This is a genomic window from Streptomyces sp. NPDC126499, assembly GCF_040302485.1.
Classification (GTDB): Bacteria; Actinomycetota; Actinomycetes; order Streptomycetales; family Streptomycetaceae; genus Streptomyces.
The window spans coordinates 163205-179991 of the sequence record NZ_JBEOUO010000013.1 but is presented as its reverse complement, the minus strand read 5'-3'; the positions used below and the strand labels follow the sequence as shown (position 1 = coordinate 179991).

General features: G+C 75.0%; 14 protein-coding genes and 1 riboswitch. Of the genes, 10 read left to right on the top strand and 4 right to left on the bottom strand.

Annotation, left to right across the window (positions count from 1 at the left end; translation table 11 throughout):
- Window positions 1–160 precede the first annotated feature (160 nt).
- Together ABTZ91_RS21055 and ABTZ91_RS21050 are read left to right on the top strand one after the other, a co-directional pair.
- The gene (locus ABTZ91_RS21055; protein ID WP_352078703.1) at window positions 161–1051 is read left to right on the top strand and encodes a neutral zinc metallopeptidase; all 891 of its coding nucleotides are present in this window, start codon (window positions 161–163) and stop codon (window positions 1049–1051) included.
- Window positions 1052–1144: 93 nt separating this feature from the next.
- Entirely contained in the window at window positions 1145–1546 is a 402-nt protein-coding gene (locus ABTZ91_RS21050) for a VOC family protein (RefSeq protein ID WP_345489659.1), read from the top strand.
- Window positions 1547–1580: 34 nt separating this feature from the next.
- On the opposite strand, the gene ABTZ91_RS21045 is transcribed toward ABTZ91_RS21050, so the two are convergent.
- Both ABTZ91_RS21045 and ABTZ91_RS21040 read right to left on the bottom strand, forming a co-directional pair.
- Window positions 1581–2963: a hypothetical protein gene (locus ABTZ91_RS21045; protein WP_407078000.1), complete on the bottom strand. Its 1383-nt coding sequence runs from the start codon at window positions 2961–2963 to the stop codon at window positions 1581–1583.
- 484 nt (window positions 2964–3447) lie between these two features.
- Window positions 3448–4575 (bottom strand): hypothetical protein, encoded by a 1128-nt coding sequence (locus ABTZ91_RS21040; protein WP_352078701.1) that lies wholly within the window; start codon window positions 4573–4575, stop codon window positions 3448–3450.
- A gap of 335 nt (window positions 4576–4910) precedes the next feature.
- Here ABTZ91_RS21040 and ABTZ91_RS21035 point away from each other — a divergent pair, with 335 nt between their 5' ends.
- From ABTZ91_RS21035 to ABTZ91_RS21005, 7 genes are all read left to right on the top strand, one after another.
- On the top strand, window positions 4911–6173 hold the full coding sequence (locus tag ABTZ91_RS21035; protein ID WP_352078700.1) for an inorganic phosphate transporter: 1263 nt from the start codon (window positions 4911–4913) through the stop codon (window positions 6171–6173).
- Window positions 6174–6198: 25 nt separating this feature from the next.
- The gene (locus ABTZ91_RS21030) at window positions 6199–6420 is read left to right on the top strand and encodes a hypothetical protein (protein ID WP_352078699.1); all 222 of its coding nucleotides are present in this window, start codon (window positions 6199–6201) and stop codon (window positions 6418–6420) included.
- 159 nt (window positions 6421–6579) lie between these two features.
- Window positions 6580–6653: riboswitch (cobalamin riboswitch) on the top strand.
- Between the two features lie 54 nt (window positions 6654–6707).
- Window positions 6708–7682 carry a cobalamin biosynthesis protein gene (locus ABTZ91_RS21025; RefSeq protein ID WP_352078698.1) on the top strand — a complete coding sequence of 325 codons (975 nt, stop codon included), beginning with the start codon at window positions 6708–6710 and terminating at the stop codon, window positions 7680–7682.
- A complete protein-coding gene (locus ABTZ91_RS21020; RefSeq protein WP_352078697.1) occupies window positions 7679–9187 on the top strand; it encodes a cobyric acid synthase in 1509 nt (502 codons plus the stop codon). Before ABTZ91_RS21025 ends, ABTZ91_RS21020 begins: the two co-directional genes overlap by 4 nt.
- 70 nt (window positions 9188–9257) lie before the next feature.
- On the top strand, window positions 9258–11330 hold the full coding sequence (locus tag ABTZ91_RS21015) for a putative cobaltochelatase (protein WP_352078696.1): 2073 nt from the start codon (window positions 9258–9260) through the stop codon (window positions 11328–11330).
- On the top strand, window positions 11330–11938 hold the full coding sequence (cobO, locus tag ABTZ91_RS21010) for a cob(I)yrinic acid a,c-diamide adenosyltransferase (protein WP_352078695.1): 609 nt from the start codon (window positions 11330–11332) through the stop codon (window positions 11936–11938). The genes ABTZ91_RS21015 and cobO overlap by 1 nt, the downstream gene beginning before the upstream one ends.
- Entirely contained in the window at window positions 11932–13290 is a 1359-nt protein-coding gene (locus ABTZ91_RS21005; protein ID WP_352078694.1) for a cobyrinate a,c-diamide synthase, read from the top strand. The genes cobO and ABTZ91_RS21005 overlap by 7 nt, the downstream gene beginning before the upstream one ends.
- A gap of 2 nt (window positions 13291–13292) precedes the next feature.
- Here the strand turns inward: ABTZ91_RS21005 and ABTZ91_RS21000 are convergent, their stop codons facing one another.
- Window positions 13293–14021 carry a ZIP family metal transporter gene (locus ABTZ91_RS21000; protein ID WP_352078693.1) on the bottom strand — a complete coding sequence of 243 codons (729 nt, stop codon included), beginning with the start codon at window positions 14019–14021 and terminating at the stop codon, window positions 13293–13295.
- A gap of 54 nt (window positions 14022–14075) precedes the next feature.
- On the opposite strand from ABTZ91_RS21000, the gene cobC reads away from it, so the two are divergent.
- Window positions 14076–15626 carry an Rv2231c family pyridoxal phosphate-dependent protein CobC gene (gene cobC / locus ABTZ91_RS20995; RefSeq protein ID WP_352078760.1) on the top strand — a complete coding sequence of 517 codons (1551 nt, stop codon included), beginning with the start codon at window positions 14076–14078 and terminating at the stop codon, window positions 15624–15626.
- A 93-nt stretch (window positions 15627–15719) separates the two neighbouring features.
- Here cobC and ABTZ91_RS20990 read toward each other — a convergent pair whose 3' ends face one another.
- Window positions 15720–16715 carry an SCO1860 family LAETG-anchored protein gene (locus ABTZ91_RS20990; protein WP_352078692.1) on the bottom strand — a complete coding sequence of 332 codons (996 nt, stop codon included), beginning with the start codon at window positions 16713–16715 and terminating at the stop codon, window positions 15720–15722.
- Between the last annotated feature and the right edge of the window lie 72 nt (window positions 16716–16787).

The following is a 16787-nucleotide window of genomic DNA, read 5'->3' as shown; positions in this document are numbered from 1 at the left end:
TAATGCACGGGGAGAATGGCCATGCGGCCAGTCTAACGGCCCCCTGCAACTGCTTTTAGGCCACAGATCACAGGCAGGGCGATTCACCACAGATGCCAGCAAAAGGGGTGGAAGCGTCCGGGCTCCCCGATACTCGGCAGAAACGCGGAGGGCGGTAGACATGCAGTTCGACGACGACGCCAACCTGGACACCTCGGAGGTCAAGGACGTCCGGGGCAGCCGCATCCCGGGCGGCAGGGCCACCGTCGGAGGCGGGATCGCCGGCGTCATCGCCCTGATCCTGGGGCTGCTCTTCGGCGTGGGCCCCGAGCAGCTGGGCCTGTCCTCCGACGGCGAGGAGCCGGTCGCGACCTCCTCCTCGGCCGCCCGGGTGGCGCAGACCTGCCGGAAGGGCTCGGACGCGAACACCCGCGAGGACTGCCGGATCGTGGCCGTCGTCAACAGCGTGCAGGACTTCTGGCGGGCGGAGTACCAGCGGCGCGGCGGGCGGTACGGGGACGCCTCGACCGTGATGTTCAGCGAGCGGGTCGGCACCGCCTGCGGCACGGCGACCTCGGCGGTCGGCCCGTTCTACTGCCCCGGCGACCGGCAGGTCTACCTCGACCTGGACTTCTTCGAGGAGCTGCGCACCCGCTTCGGCGCGAGCGGCGGGCCCTTCGCGCAGGCGTACGTGGTGGCGCACGAGTACGGCCACCACGTGCAGAACCTGACGGGGACGCTGGCCCGCGCCCAGGACGGCCGCACCGGCGCGGGCTCGGCCGCCGTCAGGGTGGAGCTCCAGGCCGACTGCTACGCGGGCGTGTGGGCCCGGCACGCCACCACCACGCCGGACGACCGGACCGGCCGGCCGCTGCTCACCCGGCTCACGGACGACGACGTCCGCGACGGCCTGGACGCGGCGGCGGCGGTGGGCGACGACCGGATCCAGGAGCGCTTCCAGGGCCGGGTGACACCGGAGAACTGGACGCACGGCTCCGCGGCGCAGCGGCAGCAGTGGTTCCGCACGGGCTACACCACGGGCGACATGGCGCGGTGCGACACCTTCCGGTGAGTCGCCCGCGCCGACTCCGCCGCGTTGTCGGTGGCGGCTGCGAGACGGAGACCCGGAAGTGAGATCCGGGTCACATCGAGAGGAGTGATCGGGATGGCCGAGGCACCCGACATCTGTCCGACGCTGACGTACGACGACGCCAAGGGCGCGATCAGACTGCTCACGGAGGCGTTCGGGTTCACCGCGGACGCCGTGTACGAGGGTGAGGACGGCCGCGTGGTGCACGCGGAGCTGTCCTACGGCAACGGGACGGTGATGCTCGGCAGCAAGGGCACGGGCAGCGAGTTCGACAAGCTGATGGCCGGCGCCGGCCCGGTGGGGGTGTTCGTCCACGTGACCGACGTGGACGAACACCACGCCCGGGCCGTGGCCCACGGCGTCGAGATCGTGATGCCGCCGACCGACCAGGACTACGGCTCGCGGGACTACATGGCCCGCGACGCCGAGGGCAACGTCTGGAGCTTCGGGACGTACACCCCGGGCGCGGCAGGGTAGGGACCGGCCGGCCCGCCTCCGCCCCCGCGCGCCGTCAGGCTCCGCCCGTGTGGACCTGGAAGGCGGCCCTGCGGACCGCCTTCGCCAGGGCCGGGTCCGGGTGGGCGGCGGCGAGGGCGACCAGGACCTGGACGGTGCGGGGGTGGCCGACGGCCCGGACCTCGTCGAGCAGGGCGGGCACGGTGCCCTGGACGGCGGAGTCGAGGTGCCGTACGAGCAGGGCGCTCTCGCCGTGGTCGGCGACGGCCGCCGCGGTGTCCACCCAGAGCCAGGTGGCCTCCTCGCGGGTGAGCACCTCGGGCGCCTCGTCCGGGTCGGCCCCCTCGTACTCGGCGAGCCAGAGCAGGGCGTAGGGACGGAGCGACGGCTCCGTGAGGGCGGCCCTGACCTCGGGCTCGGCCGGGGCGCCGACCACGCGCAGGGCCTCGAAGGCCAGGCCGCGCAGCAGGGCGTCCTCGCCGCGGGCGACGGCGATCAGCTCGGCGACGGCGCCGGCGAGGGTGCGGGCGGCGAGCCAGGCGCGGTACTCGTCGCGGGCCGGGCCCGGACTGAGCCGGGCGCAGCCGCGGAGCATGTCCTCGGCGGACTGCTCGATGTTGCCGGCCGGGCTCTGCGCGGCGACGCAGATCTGCTCCAGCTTGACCCACACCGCCCAGTTGCCGAGCGGGGTGAGGGTGGCGTGGCAGCCGTCCGGGCCCTCGCCGAGGGTCAGGGCGCCGACGGCGGCGAGGCCCTCCAGGGCCCAGTCCAGGAGGGCGGGCAGGCCCTCGGCGGCGGGCGCCGGCTCGACGGCGGCGCCGGGGGCCGGGACCTCGCAGCGCTCCTCGCGGAGCTCGTCGACGCGCTGCCGCAGCAGGTCCAGGAGGCCGGACACGGCGACCGGCCCGGCGGAGAGCTGGAGCAGGGAGAGGACCTGCGGAACGGCCTCGACGACCTCGGCGACGGCGCCCGGGGCCACGTCCTCGGGGGCGGGGTGGGCCAGCGACCAGGCGTCGAAGAGGGCGACCCAGCCGCGCAGGACCGCGGAGTCGTCCCGGTCCCAGGCCTGCAGCCGCCAGCCGGGACGGGCGGTGTCACCGTGCAGCTCGACGAGCCCGGCGAGCCGGGCCCGGTCCCAGCCGGCCCTGACCTGTGCGGGGGTCAGGTCCAGTGCGGTGGCGGCCCGTTCGCCGTCCGGGGGTGCCGTCTCGGCCTGCCGCTCGACCGCGGCCCACCGCGCGATCCGCACGGCGTCGGCCAGCACCGCCCGTGCATGCCGGGCCAGTTCCGCCCGGGGTGGCGTCCCCTCGGGCGGCCGGGGCGCCGGGCGGGTGCGCCGGTTCGTCACGGCCCTTCGCGCGGTGGCGAGGGACCGCGGACGGACGAGTCGGAGTCTGGAGTTGCGCGCCAATGGTTCATCGGGCTTTCGAGACGTCACGGGGGCAGTCTTCCCGCTGACGGCCCGAAAGCCCAATCGGAATCCGCAACGCCGCGGCAATGCCCCCGCCTTCCACCGAGCGGGCCCCTACGGGAGTGGGTGAGGGCCCGGCCGGGCCCCTCGCCCACGCGGCGCCCAGCCGACCGGTGTCGGGCCCGCGTGCGCCAGGCCGCCTCCCCCGGGCCGGCGGAGGGCGGGAAGGCGGGGCCCGCCCCGCTGGCCCGGGGGAAGGGCCGGGGCCGCGCCGGCCGGGAGTGCCTGCGGGGTCCCGCGCCCCTGGCCCCGGGGGGGAGGGCCGGGGGCCGCGCCGGCCGGACGTGCCTGCTGCCGCTGGACGCGACGATCCAGCGGGACGTCCGAGGGCCGCGCCCGCCCGGAATGCCTGCCGTGCCGCCGCCCAGGACCGGGAGGCGGCCGGGCCGGCCCGGGTCCGGGAGGGCGGGCGCCCGCCCGCCCCTGGCCCCGGGGAAGGAAGGCCCGGGGCTCAGACCAGCGGGGTCAGGAAGCGCCGTAGGGCTTCCTCGTAGCGCAGGGGGTCCGCGTTCCACATCGCCGCGTGGGGGGCCTGGAGGACCGTCGTGAGGGTGACCAGGTCGGGGCGGAGTTCGGCCAGGCGGCGGCTGCCGGCCCAGGGGGCGAGGGTGTCGTCGGGGCCGTGGAAGAGCAGGGTGGGGACGCGCAGGGCGTGGGGGTCGGCGGCCTCCTGGAGGCGGTCGCCGTGGAGGCCGGTCCTGCCTTGGGCGGCGCGGACGACGAGCGGGAGGAGGAGGCCGGGTACGCGGCGGGCGGAGGCCAGGTTGCGGAGGGTGGCCTCCCAGTCGAGGACCGGGGAGTCGAGGACCAGGCCGCGGATCCGGTCGCGTACCCCGGAGCTCGCGGCGGCGTGCAGGGCCATGGCGGCGCCGGTGCCCCAGCCGTACAGGACGACGTTCGCGGCCCCGCGCCGGACCGCGTAGCGGACGGCGGCGTCGACGTCGCGCCATTCGGAGTCGCCGAGGTGGCCGAGCCCGTCGGGCGCGGGCGGCGCGCCCCGGTCGCCCCGGTAGGCGGGCACGAGGACGGGGATCTGCCGGCGGTGGAAGAAGGGGAGCAGGTTGAGCGGGTGCTCCCGGGTGGTGCCGAGGCCGTGCAGGGCGATCACCCAGGTGGAGCGGGGTCCGGGCACGACCCAGGCGGGCAGGGTGCCGAGCTCGCCGGGGATCTCGGCCTCCTCGTACGGCAGGCCGAGGGCGGTCTCGGGGGTGCCGCGGTGCAGCTGCGGGGTGAGGCGGACGCGGTCGCCGGGGGCGAGGGCGCCGAGCTCGACCCGTTCGAGCCGGCGCACCACCGTGTCGGCGGTGTGCGGCACCCGGTCGAGGACGGGCCCGACGACGGCGTGCAGCCCCTCGGCCTCGATGCCGTACGTGCCCGGCCGCAGCGAGGCGAGGCTCCGGGTGAGGGTGATCCGGCCGGGTCCGGTGGCGTGCACGGTGAGTCTGGGGTCGCCGGGGAAGGGGCGTCCGGACGGCACCCCGAGGGCGGCGTCGCTGGCGTACCGGCCGACCGCCACCGCGGCCGCGCCGAGACCGATCACTGTGGTGACGGCCGCTGCCGTCGCTGTAGCCGGGCGCACGCTCCCAGTGTCCGCAGCCGGGCCGCGCCCTGCCACCGGGCGGCCCTTTCGAGTGACGTGGGTCACCTGCCGGGGTCCTCCGTGCGGCTGAAGCGGTCCACAGGGCGATACGGGGTGGGACGGGTGGCCGGGGCCGGGGTCGGCTCCGTGCCGGAACCGCACGGATTACCCGGGGTCCAGGGGTGACCGCATCGTGGACAGGGGCCCTCCGAACCCGTAAGCGGAATCTCTCGACCCCGGTTCGGGACACCACGCCGCCCGGCCCAGTTCATCTTCCGTTCACCCAGGTTGCCTACGTTCGACGAGCCACTGACGTCAAACGATTGCCTGGGTAAATGGAACACATCACGCTGCTGCTCGCGATTGTGGTCGTGACAGCTCTCGTGTTCGATTTCACGAACGGTTTCCACGACACCGCCAACGCGATGGCGACGACCATCTCGACCGGTGCACTCAAGCCCAAGACGGCGGTGGCCATGTCCGCCGTGCTGAACCTGGTCGGCGCGTTCCTCTCGGTGGAGGTCGCCAACACGATCTCCAAGGGACTGGTCAACGAAGAGGGCATCCAGCCCGAAGTGATCCTCGCCGCGCTCGTCGGCGCGATCCTGTGGAACCTGCTGACCTGGCTGGTCGGTCTGCCCTCCAGCTCCTCCCACGCCCTGATGGGCGGCCTCATCGGCGCGACCGTCGCCTCGATCGGCCTCAGCGGCGTCAACGGCGGCGTCGTCGTCACCAAGGTGCTCCTCCCCGCGATCGCCGCCCCGCTGGTCGCCGGCCTGGCCGCGATGCTCGCCGCCCGGCTGACGTACCGCCTCGACCGCAACGCGGACGCCAAGACGACCGCGAAGGGCTACCGGGCCGGCCAGATCGCCTCCGCCGGTCTCGTCTCCCTCGCCCACGGCACCAACGACGCGCAGAAGACCATGGGCATCATCACCCTCGCCCTGGTCGCCGGCGGCACCCTCGCGCCCGGCTCCAACCCGCCGGTCTGGGTCATCGTCTCCGCCGGTGTGGCGATCGCGCTCGGCACCTACCTCGGCGGCTGGCGCATCATCCGCACGATGGGCAAGGGCCTGACCGACCTCCAGCCGCAGCAGGGCTTCGCCGCCCAGACCAGCGCGGCCACGGTCATCCTGGCCTCCTCGAACCTCGGCTTCTCCCTCTCCACCACGCACTCCTGCTCCGGCGCCGTCATGGGCGCGGGCCTGGGCCGCAAGGGCGGTGTCGTGCGCTGGTCGACGGCCACCCGGATGTTCGTCGCCTGGGGCCTGACCCTGCCGGCCGCCGGCCTGGTCGGCGCGGGCGCCGAGTACGTCGCCCGCCAGGGCGACTGGGGCGTCTACACCGTCGCGGGCTTCCTGGTCGCCTCCTGCCTCGCGATCTGGCTCGTCTCCCGCCGCCAGGTGGTCGACCACACCAACGTCAACGACGTCGAGACCGAGGCCGAGCCCGCCGGCGTCGTCACCACCGCCATCGCGGCGGTCACCCCGCCGCCGGCCGGCTCCGTCGCCGCCGTCACGGACGAGGACCTGAAGGCCACCATCCCCGCGCCCGGCACGGCGGACCCGACCGCTCCCCCGGCCCCGGCCGCGGTCTGAGCAAGAGGAACAGGAAAGCAACCGCATGAAGATCGACTGGGCAGCTCTCGGCTCCGTCTTCGGAGTCAGCCTCGTGGCGACCGTCGCCCTCGTGGGCCTGTTCACGCTCGGCATCGTGGGCCTCTCCAAGCAGGAGCAGGCCTCGGCGAACGGCGGCTCCGCCGCCCTGGCCCGCACCGGCGCCTACGCCTGCTTCGCGCTGTGCGCGGCGGCCGTGGCGTACGGCATCTATCTGATCGTCGCCTGACCCGGCGACCGTGACGGCCGGGCGGTCCGCACCTGGGGTGCGGGCCGCCCGGCCGTCGTGTTTGTGGTGCTTCGCACAGTGACCCGCCGCAGGTCAAGGGTGAGTTGACGGCTGTTCGCGGGGCGTGGTGGACTGCCGAGGCCAGTACGGCGGCAATGGAGAGGAAGCCCGGTGCGAATCCGGCGCGGTCCCGCCACTGTGACCGGCCCCGCGGGGCCGGGAGTCAGGAACTCTCGCCGCCGGTCACGTCGATCCAGGGCGCGGACCCTGAGTGAGGACACAGCGCCATGCCCGGCCGCGGCCCCCGAGTTCCCGGCACCACCCGTGTCTACGCCTACGGAGCGGCCGCCGGCCTCGCCGTCGATCTGCTCCTCGGCGACCCCCGCCGCGGCCACCCCGTCGCCGCCTTCGGCCGGGCGGCGGCCGCGGTCGAGAAGCGCCTCCACGCCGACCACCGCGGCCGGGGCGCCCTGCACACCGCCGTCTGCGCCGGCACCACCGTGGCGCTCGGCGCCCTCGCCGCCCGTACGGTACGGGGCAGCCGCGCCGCCTCCGTCGCCCTGACCGCCGCCTCCGTGTGGGCCGTCGTCGGGGGGACGACGCTCGGCCGTGAGGCCCGCGCGATCGGCGGGGCGCTCGCGGCCGGCGACCTGGAGGTGGCGCGCGAGCGGCTGCCCCATCTGTGCGGCCGCGACCCGCAGTCCCTGGACGGGCCCGCGATGGCCCGCGCGGTCGTCGAGTCGGTCGCCGAGAACACCTCGGACGCCGTCGTGGGCGCCCTCTTCTGGGGCGCCGTCGCCGGTGTGCCCGGCCTGCTCGGCTTCCGGGCGGTGAACACCATGGACGCGATGGTCGGCCACAAGTCCCCCCGCTACCGGCGCTTCGGCTGGGCCTCGGCCCGCCTCGACGACCTCGCCGGCTGGCCGGGCGCCCGGCTCACCGCCGTACTCGCCACCGTGGCGGGCGGAAACCCCGGGGGCGCGCTGCGCGCCTGGCGGGCCGACGCCACGAAGCACCCGAGCCCCAACGCCGGCCCGGTGGAGGCAGCCTTCGCCGGTGCGCTCGGCGTACGGCTCGGCGGGACCCTCTCGTACGGCGGACGGGTCGAGCACCGGCCCGTGCTCAACGGGGAGGGCCGGGCCGTCGAGGTGGCCGACATCGACCGGGCCGTACGGCTGTCCCGCCGGGTGACCTGGCTGACCCTGGCCGCCTGCGTGGGCGGCCGGATCCTTAACAACGCGGTGAAGCGGAGGTACGCATGACGGGCGGGGGGCTGCTGGTCGCCGGGACCACGTCGGACGCGGGCAAGAGCGTCGTCACGGCCGGCATCTGCCGGTGGCTGGTCCGGCAGGGCGTCAAGGTGGCGCCGTTCAAGGGCCAGAACATGTCCCTGAACTCCTTCGTGACGAGGGAGGGCGCGGAGATCGGGCGGGCGCAGGCCATGCAGGCGCAGGCCGCCCGCGTGGAGCCGACCGCCCTGATGAACCCGGTGCTGCTCAAGCCCGGAAGCGACCGTTCCAGCCAGGTCGTGCTCATGGGCAAGCCGGTCGGCGAGCTGAGCGCCCGCGGTTACCACGGGGGTCGGCAGCGTGAGCTGTTCGAGCCCGTCCTCGCGTGCCTGGAGGACCTGCGGAGCACGTACGACGCGGTGATCTGCGAGGGCGCGGGCAGCCCCGCCGAGATCAACCTGCGGCGCACCGACATCGTCAACATGGGCATCGCGCGGGCCGCGAAGCTGCCCGTCGTGGTGGTCGGCGACATCGACCGGGGCGGGGTCTTCGCCCAGTTCTTCGGGACGACGGCGCTCCTCGCGCCGGAGGACCAGGCGCTGGTCGCCGGATACCTGGTGAACAAGTTCCGGGGCGACGTCACCCTGCTCGAACCGGGCCTCGACATGCTCCACGACCTCACCGGGCGCCGTACCTTCGGTGTCCTGCCGTACGCGCACGGGCTCGGCATCGACGAGGAGGACGGCCTGCGCGTCTCGCTGCGGGGCGCGGTGCGCGAGTCCGTGGTGGCGCCGCCGCTCGGCGCGGACGTGCTGAGGGTCGCCGTCTGCGCCGTACCGCTGATGTCCAACTTCACCGACGTGGACGCGCTCGCCGCCGAACCGGGGGTCGTCGTGCGGTTCGTCGACCGCCCCGAGGAGCTCGTCGACGCGGACCTGGTCGTCGTCCCCGGCACCCGGGGCACGGTGAAGGCGCTGGCCTGGCTGCGCGAGCGGGGCCTCGCGGACGCGCTGGCGCGGCGCGCCGCCGAGGGCCGTCCGGTGCTCGGCATCTGCGGCGGCTTCCAGGCGCTCGGCGAGCGCATCGACGACGAGGTCGAGTCGAAGGCGGGCACGGTCGACGGGCTCGGACTGCTGCCCGTACGGGTGCGGTTCGCGCCAGAGAAGACGCTGGCCCGGCCGGTCGGCGAGGCGCTCGGCGAGCCGGTCGAGGGTTACGAGATCCACCACGGCGTGGCCGACGTCCTCGGCGGCGAGGCGTTCCTCGACGGCTGCCGCGTGGGTGCGGTCTGGGGCACCCACTGGCACGGCTCCCTGGAGAGCGACGGCTTCCGCCGGGCGTTCCTCCGCGAGGTCGCGGCGGCCGCGGGCCGGCGTTTCGTGCCGGCCCCGGACACCTCGTTCGGCGCGCTGCGCGAGGAACAGCTCGACCGCCTCGGCGACCTGATCGAGGAACACGCGGACACGGACGCGCTGCTGCGGCTGATCGAGAAGGGCGCGCCAAAGGGGCTGCCGTTCGTGCCGCCGGGGGCGCCGTGAGGGGGCGGCTGCGCCGGACGGCGGGGCCGGTGGTTTGTCAGCGAAGTGGACTCGAGAGAAGGAAGACCCGATGAGCACCCGGTATCCGTTCACCGCCGTCGTCGGCATGGACGACCTGCGGCTGGCGTTGCTGCTGAACGCGGTCAGTCCGGCGGTGGGCGGCGTCCTCGTCCGGGGCGAGAAGGGCACGGCCAAGTCCACCGCGGTCCGCGCGCTCGCGGAGCTGCTGCCTGAGGTCACCGTGGTCGCGGACTGCCGCTTCAGCTGCGATCCCGCCACGCCGGACCCGGGCTGTCCGGACGGGCCGCACGAGGACGGCTCCCCGAAGGCCAGGGCGGCGCGGATGGTCGAGCTGCCCGTCGGCGCCTCCGAGGACCGGCTCGTCGGTGCCCTCGACATCGAGAAGGCGCTCTCCGAGGGCGTGAAGGCCTTCGAGCCCGGACTGCTCGCCGCCGCGCACCGGGGGATCCTGTACGTCGACGAGGTCAATCTCCTGAGCGATCACCTGATCGACCATCTGCTCGACGCCGCCGCCATGGGCGCCTCCCACGTCGAGCGCGAAGGCGTCTCCGTACGGCACGCCGCCCGTTTCCTGCTCGTCGGCACCATGAATCCCGAGGAGGGCGAGCTGCGGCCGCAGCTGCTCGACCGGTTCGGGCTGACCGTGGAGGTCGCCGCCTCGCGGGAGCCCGAGCAGCGGGTGGAGGTGGTGCGGCGGCGGCTCGCGTACGAGGACGATCCGGCCGGGTTCGCCGCGCGCTGGGCCGAGGAGGAGGCCGCGCTGCGGGAGCGGATCGTCGCCGCGCGGGAGTTGCTGCCGCGGGTGGTGCTCGGGGACGCGGCGCTGTTGCAGATCGCCGCGACCTGTGCGGCGTTCGAGGTGGACGGCATGCGCGCCGACATCGTGATGGCGCGCACCGCGACCGCGCTCGCCGCGTGGGCCGGGCGTACCGAGGTCACCTCGGAGGACGTACGGCAGGCGGCCCTGCTGGCGCTCCCCCACCGTCGTCGGCGCTCCCCCTTCGACGCGCCGGGACTGGACGAGGACAAGCTCGACGAGACGCTGGAGCAGTTCAAGGGCGAGGAGCCGGACGAGGACCCGGAGCCCGACGGTCCGGGTGACGGAGGGCCCGGCGGTGGCGGTGGTGGCGGGATTCCGCCGCAGAGCGAGGGGCCGGCGGCCGAGAGCGACGGCGCGGCGCCCGAGGAGTCCTCGCTGCCCGAGCAGTCCCCGGCGCCCGAGGAGTCGCCGGCGTCCGCCCCGCAGGGTGGCGGCTCCGGCTCCGGCTCCGGTGAGCGCGCCGCCGTCAAGGCCGCGGAGCCGTTCCGTACGAAGGTGCTGAGCGTGCCCGGCCTCGGCGAGGGCGCCGCCGGGCGCCGCTCGCGGGCGAGGACCGCGCACGGCAGGACGACCGGTGCCACCCGGCCCCGGGGCGCGCTGACCAAGCTGCATCTGGCGGCGACGGTCCAGGCCGCCGCCCCGCATCAGAAGGCGCGGGGCCGCTCGGGCCCGGGTCTGGTGGTGCGCCGGGACGATCTGCGGCAGGCGACCCGGGAGGGCCGGGAGGGCAATCTGGTCCTGTTCGTGGTGGACGCCTCGGGTTCGATGGCGGCGCGCCAGCGGATGAGCGCCGTCAAGGGTGCGGTGCTCTCGCTGCTGCTCGACGCGTACCAGCGGCGCGACAAGGTCGGTCTGGTCACCTTCCGGGGGCGGGACGCGGAGGTCGCGCTGCCGCCGACCTCGTCCGTGGACGCGGCCGCCGCGCGCCTGGAGAAGTTGCCGACGGGCGGGCGCACCCCGCTGTCGGCCGGGCTGCTGAGGGCCCATGACGTGCTGCGGGTGGAGCGGCTGCGGGATCCCTCGCGGCGACCGCTGCTCGTGGTGGTGACCGACGGGCGGGCGACCGGGGGCGGTAAGGACCCGGTGGCGCTCGCGGCCCGGGCCGCGCGGCTGCACGCCGCCGAGGGCACGGCCGCGGTGGTCGTGGACTGCGAGTCGGGCCCGGTGCGGCTCGGTCTCGCCGGGAACCTGGCCCGTGAGCTGGGCGGGACGGCCGTGACGCTGGACGAGCTGCGCGCCGACGCGATCGCCGGGCTCGTCAGGAACGTACAAGGCAACAGCTCTACGAGGAGGGCCGCATAGTGCCGCAGGGACAGCCGACCGTCGTGCCGGACGACGGACTGACCACCCGTCAGCGTCGTAACCGGGCGCTGGTGATGGTGCACACGGGCATCGGGAAGGGGAAGTCGACGGCCGCCTTCGGCATGGCGCTGCGCGCCTGGAACCAGGGCTGGCCGATCGGGGTGTTCCAGTTCGTCAAGTCCGCCAAGTGGCGGGTGGGCGAGGAGAACGCGCTCAAGGCGCTCGGGGAGACGGGCAAGGGCGGCACGGTCGTCTGGAACAAGATGGGCGAGGGCTGGTCCTGGATCCAGCGCGAGGTCGCCGAGGGCGAGCAGTCGCACGAGGACAAGGCGCGTGAGGGCTGGGAGCAGGTCAAGCGGGATCTCGCCGAGGAGCGGTACAAGTTCTACGTCCTCGACGAGTTCGCGTATCTGCTGCACTGGGGGTGGATCGACACCGCCGAGGTGGTGGAGGTGCTGAGGAACCGTCCGGGGCAGCAGCACGTCGTCATCACCGGCCGCAACGCCCCTCAGGAGCTGATGGACTTCGCGGACCTCGTGACCGACATGTCGAAGGTGAAGCACCCGATGGACGCGGGTCAGAAGGGCCAGCGGGGCATCGAGTGGTAGCACGTCTCGTCATCGCCGCGCCCTCCTCGGGCGCGGGCAAGACCACGGTCGCGACGGGCCTGATGGCCGCGTTCGCGGGCCGTGGGCTCGCGGTCTCCCCGCACAAGGTCGGCCCCGACTACATCGACCCGGGCTATCACGCGCTGGCGACGGGCCGGCCGGGCCGCAATCTGGACGCGTACATGTGCGGTACGGAGCGGATCGCGCCGCTGTTCGCGCACGGGGCCCGGGGCTGCGACCTGGCGGTCGTCGAGGGTGTGATGGGCCTGTACGACGGTGCCGCGGGCCAGGGGGAGCTGGCGTCCACCGCGCAGGTGGCGAAGCTGCTGCGGGCGCCGGTGGTGCTGGTCGTGGACGCCTCGTCGCAGTCGCGTTCGGTGGCGGCGCTGGTGCACGGCTTCGCCTCGTGGGACCCGGAGGTGCGGCTGGGCGGGGTGATCCTCAACAAGGTCGCCACCGACCGGCACGAGGCGCTGCTGCGGGAGGCCCTGGAGGAGTCGGGCGTGCCGGTCCTCGGTGTGCTGCGGCGGGCGCCGGCCGTGGAGACGCCGTCGCGGCACCTGGGTCTGGTGCCGGTGGCGGAGCGGCAGGCGCAGGCCGTGGAGGCGGTGGCGGCGCAGGCGGAGCAGGTGCGGGCCGGGTGTGACCTGGACGCGCTGCTGGCGCTGGCGCGGAGCGCGCCGGAGCTGGGCGGCGCGCCGTGGTCGGCCGCCGGCGAGGTGCCGGCGCCGGTCCAGGGGGCGCCTCGGATCGCCGTCGCGGGCGGTGCGGCGTTCACGTTCTCGTACGCGGAGCACGCGGAGCTGTTGACGGCGGCGGGCGCGGAGGTCGTCACCTTCGATCCGCTGCGGGACGAGGCCCTGCCCGAGGGGACGAGCGGGCTCGTCGTCGGCGGTGGTTTCCCCGAGGTGTACGGGGAGGAGCTGTCGGCCAACGAGCCGCTGCGCAAGGCCGTGGCGGAGCTCGCCGCGGCGGGGGCTCCTGTCGCGGCGGAGTGTGCCGGGCTGCTGTATCTGGCGCGGTCGCTGGACGGGCGGCCGATGTGCGGGGTGCTGGACGCCGACGCGCGGATGTCGTCCCGCCTCACCCTGGGCTACCGGGACGCGGTGGCGGTCAGCGACAGCGTGCTGGCGGCGTCCGGGACGCGGATGCGGGGGCACGAGTTCCACCGGACGGTGATCGAGCCGGGTGCGGGCGAGCGGGCGGCCTGGGGGCTCTGGCAGCCGGAGCGCCGGGTGGAGGGCTTCGTGCGGGGCGGGGTGCACGCGAGTTATGTGCACACGCACTGGGCTGGGGCTCCGCAGGCCGCCGTGCGGTTCGTGGCGCACTGCGCGGGCGGGCCGGTCGCGTGAGCTCAGCCGCCGGACAGGCCCACCACGAGCCAGATGAAGGCCACGCCCGCGACCGTGCACAGCAGGGTGGTGCGGGCGGGGTGGTCGTGGTGGGCCTCGGGGAGGATCTCGGTGGCCGCGAGGTAGAGCAGGGCGCCGCCGAAGAAGCCGAGATAGCAGCCGAGCAGTTCCTCCGGAAGGGTGAACAGCAGGGTGGAGGCGGCGCCGGCGATCGGGGCGAGGGCGTCGGCGACGAGCATGGCGACGGCCTTGCGGCGGGCGTTCCCGTACAGGCTGGTGATCGTGTACGTGTTGAAGCCGTCGGCGAAGTCGTGGGTGATGACGGCGACGGCGACGGTGGCGCCCATGCCGCCGCCGACCTGGAAGGCGGCGCCCAGCGCGATGCCGTCCATGAGGCTGTGCAGCACCATGGCCGCGGCGGCGGTGAGTCCGACCTGCGGGACCCTGTCTCCGGCCTCGGCGCCGTGTGCGGCCTGGCGGGCGGCGAGGAGGCGTTCCACCACGTGGGCGAAGAGGAAGCCGCCGGCGAAGAGCAGCAGGGCCTCCGGGACGCCGAAGACGGGCGTGCCCGCGGCCTCCAGGGCCTCGGGCAGCAGGTCGAGTCCGACGACGCCGAGCATGAGGCCGCCGGCGAGGCCGAGGACGAGGTGACGACGGTCGGTGACGCGCTGGGCCGTCCAGCCGCCGAACAGCGTCATGAGGAACGCGCCGAGCGCGACGACGACAGCCATGGGGCTTTGCTATCGGATCGCGGTGCCCGCGCGCGCCTCGGCTCGGCGGTGGTGGTGGTCGGAGTCGGGGCCCGTTCGGGGGTCGCGGCCCGGGAGGTGCTCGGTCTGGTGGGCTCGGCCCTGCGGGAGGCGGGGCTGACCGGCGGGGACGTGGCGGCGCTCGCGACGCTGGACGCGCGGGCGGCGGAGCCGGGGATCGTGGCGGCGGCGGAGCGGCTCGGGGTGCCGGTGCGGGCGTTCGCGAGCGCGGAGCTCGCGGCCGTGGCCGTACCGCATCCCTCGGCCGCCGCGCTGGCGACGACGGGGACGGGTTCGGTGGCGGAGGCGGCGGCGCTGCGGGGGGCGGGGCCGGGGGCGGTGCTGGTGGTGCCGAAGCGGAAGACGCGGCGCGCTACCTGCGCTATCGCCCGTTCCGTACCGCTTTATCCGAACGAAGTTGCGCACACCACACGGTTGTTGCCCTCGACCCACGGGTACATCGCTGGCAAGCTCACCTCTCCCCCCACGTGCACCATCCCCATCCCCACCCCCCACACGACGGCGGCCATGGACACCCCAACATCTGCTGACGCGCACGATCTGAGACACCACGGCGACGCCGAGGTGCGGGACGAGAAGCTGATCGACCTCGCGGTCAACGTGCGGACGAACACGCCGCCGGAGTGGCTGCGGGCCCGTATCGCCGCTTCGCTGACCGGTCTGGCGGCCTATCCGGACGGCCGGGTGGCGCGGGCGGCGGTGGCCGAGCGGCACGATCTGCCGGCCCGGCGGGTGCTGCTGACGGCGGGTGCGGCGGAGGCCTTCGTGCTGCTCGCGCGGGCGCTTCCGGCGCGGCGGCCGGTGGTGGTGCATCCGCAGTTCACCGAGCCGGAGGCCGCGCTGCGGGACGCCGGTCACGAGGTGGAGCGGGTGCTGCTGCGCGAGGAGGACGGCTTCCGGCTGGATCCGGCGGCGGTGCCCGAGGACGCGGATCTGGTGGTGATCGGCAATCCGACGAATCCGACGTCGGTGCTGCATCCGGCGGCCGGAATCGCCTCCCTGGCCCGACCGGGGCGGACGCTGGTGGTCGACGAGGCGTTCATGGACGCGGTGCCGGGCGAGCGGGAGTCGCTGGCCTCGCGGACGGACGTGCCGGGTCTGGTGGTGCTGCGCAGCCTGACGAAGACCTGGGGTCTCGCGGGCCTGCGGATCGGCTATGTGCTGGCCGAGCCGGAGACGATCGAGGCGCTGGAGCGCGTGCAGCCGCTGTGGCCGGTGTCGACTCCGGCGCTGGTGGCGGCCGAGGCGTGCATGTCGCGGGCGGCGCTCGCGGAGGCGGAGGACGCGGCGCACCGGATCGGGGTGGAGCGGGCGCATCTGCTCGCGGGGCTCGCGGAGTTCGACGAGGTGCGGGTGGTCGCGGCGGCGGAGGGCCCGTTCGTTCTGGTCCGCATCGAGGGCGCGGACGCGGTACGGGACCGGCTGCGGGCGCTCGGCTTCGCGGCCCGGCGCGGTGACACCTTCCCGGGGCTCGACCGGAACTGGCTGCGGCTCGCGGTGCGGGACCGGGTGACGACGAATCGCTTCCTCCAGGCCCTGGACCAGGCGCTGTTGCTGCTGGGCTGAGCCGGGGCCGTGGACGCGCGCGGGGGGCGGTGCCGGGCCGGCACCACCCCCCGCGCCCCTTGCTTCTCCCCCTGGCGTTCCCCCTCGGGCCGGTCAGCCGCGGGCGCGGGCCCGGCCGCGGGCCAGGACGAGCGCGCCGCCGCCCGCGCCGAGGAGCAGGACCGCGCCGCCGGCGAGGTACGGGGTCAGGGAGCTGCCGCCGGTCTCGGCGAGGTTCTCGGTGGGCGCGCCGGTCTGGGGCCGCACGCCGGTGCCGCGGCTGGGCTCGGCGGTCGGCTCCTTGGTGGGCGGCTCGGAGGGCTGCTGCGAGGGCCGCTCGCTGGGGCGCTCGCTCGGCCGGGTGCCGGCCGGGGTGACGCAGGTGGCCTCGGCGAGGGTGACCTTGCCCTTGACCTCGGCGACGTTGAGTTGGAGCGGGTTGACCTCCACCGTCAGTTCGAGGGCGGTGGCGGCGGCGGTGCGGGAGGTGGTGGAGGTGCGGGAGAGGTCGAGGACGACCTCGCCGACACCGGGCACGGTCACCTTGGTCTGTCCGCCGGTCGACAGGGTGGTCTTCTTGCCGAGGACGGTGACGTGCCCGAGGAGGTTGGATGTGGCGACGGGCCGCTTGCCGGCCTCGCAGACCGCCTTGGAGGTGACCTTCTCCAGCTCGACGAGGGACAGCAGCGGCAGGCCGGGGACGTGGAGGCGGGCCTTGGCGAGGTTGACGTGGCCCTTGGCCGTGCCGCCCTCCACGGTCGCCTCGGCGGTGGCGACGTCCGCCTTCAGGATGTCGACGGGCTGCCCGCCCTCGGCTCCCTGCACCTTCACGCTGAGCGCGGTCTTCTCGGCGCTGGCCGGGGCCTCGACCTCGTTGAGGGAGGCGCGCACCGGCACGCTCACGGCCTTGTTCAGGAGGTGGACGTCGAGGGAGGTGCGCAGGACGACGGCGGTGGCGCGGCCTTCGCCGCCCTGGCCGTTCGTACCGCCGGTGCCGCCCGTGGCGTGGGCGGCGGGGGCCGCGAGGACCAGGGGTCCGGCGGTGAGGGCGGCGACGGCGGCCGCGGCGGCGGTGCGGCGTGCGGGCAGGCGGAAGGTGTTGCTGTTCAAGGTGGTGGAACCCCCACAGGAGACATGGCGTCGCCGGCCGCTCGCCACGGGGACTGCGGGTCACTGCGGCGT

Coding starts and splice junctions, on each gene's coding strand:
- ABTZ91_RS21055 (WP_352078703.1), top strand. CDS start 161: ATGCAGTTCGACGACGACGCCAACCTGGACACCTCGGAGGTCAAGGAC.
- ABTZ91_RS21050 (WP_345489659.1), top strand. CDS start 1,145: ATGGCCGAGGCACCCGACATCTGTCCGACGCTGACGTACGACGACGCC.
- ABTZ91_RS21035 (WP_352078700.1), top strand. CDS start 4,911: ATGGAACACATCACGCTGCTGCTCGCGATTGTGGTCGTGACAGCTCTC.
- ABTZ91_RS21030 (WP_352078699.1), top strand. CDS start 6,199: ATGAAGATCGACTGGGCAGCTCTCGGCTCCGTCTTCGGAGTCAGCCTC.
- ABTZ91_RS21025 (WP_352078698.1), top strand. CDS start 6,708: ATGCCCGGCCGCGGCCCCCGAGTTCCCGGCACCACCCGTGTCTACGCC.
- ABTZ91_RS21020 (WP_352078697.1), top strand. CDS start 7,679: ATGACGGGCGGGGGGCTGCTGGTCGCCGGGACCACGTCGGACGCGGGC.
- ABTZ91_RS21015 (WP_352078696.1), top strand. CDS start 9,258: ATGAGCACCCGGTATCCGTTCACCGCCGTCGTCGGCATGGACGACCTG.
- ABTZ91_RS21000 (WP_352078693.1), bottom strand. CDS start 14,021: ATGGCTGTCGTCGTCGCGCTCGGCGCGTTCCTCATGACGCTGTTCGGC.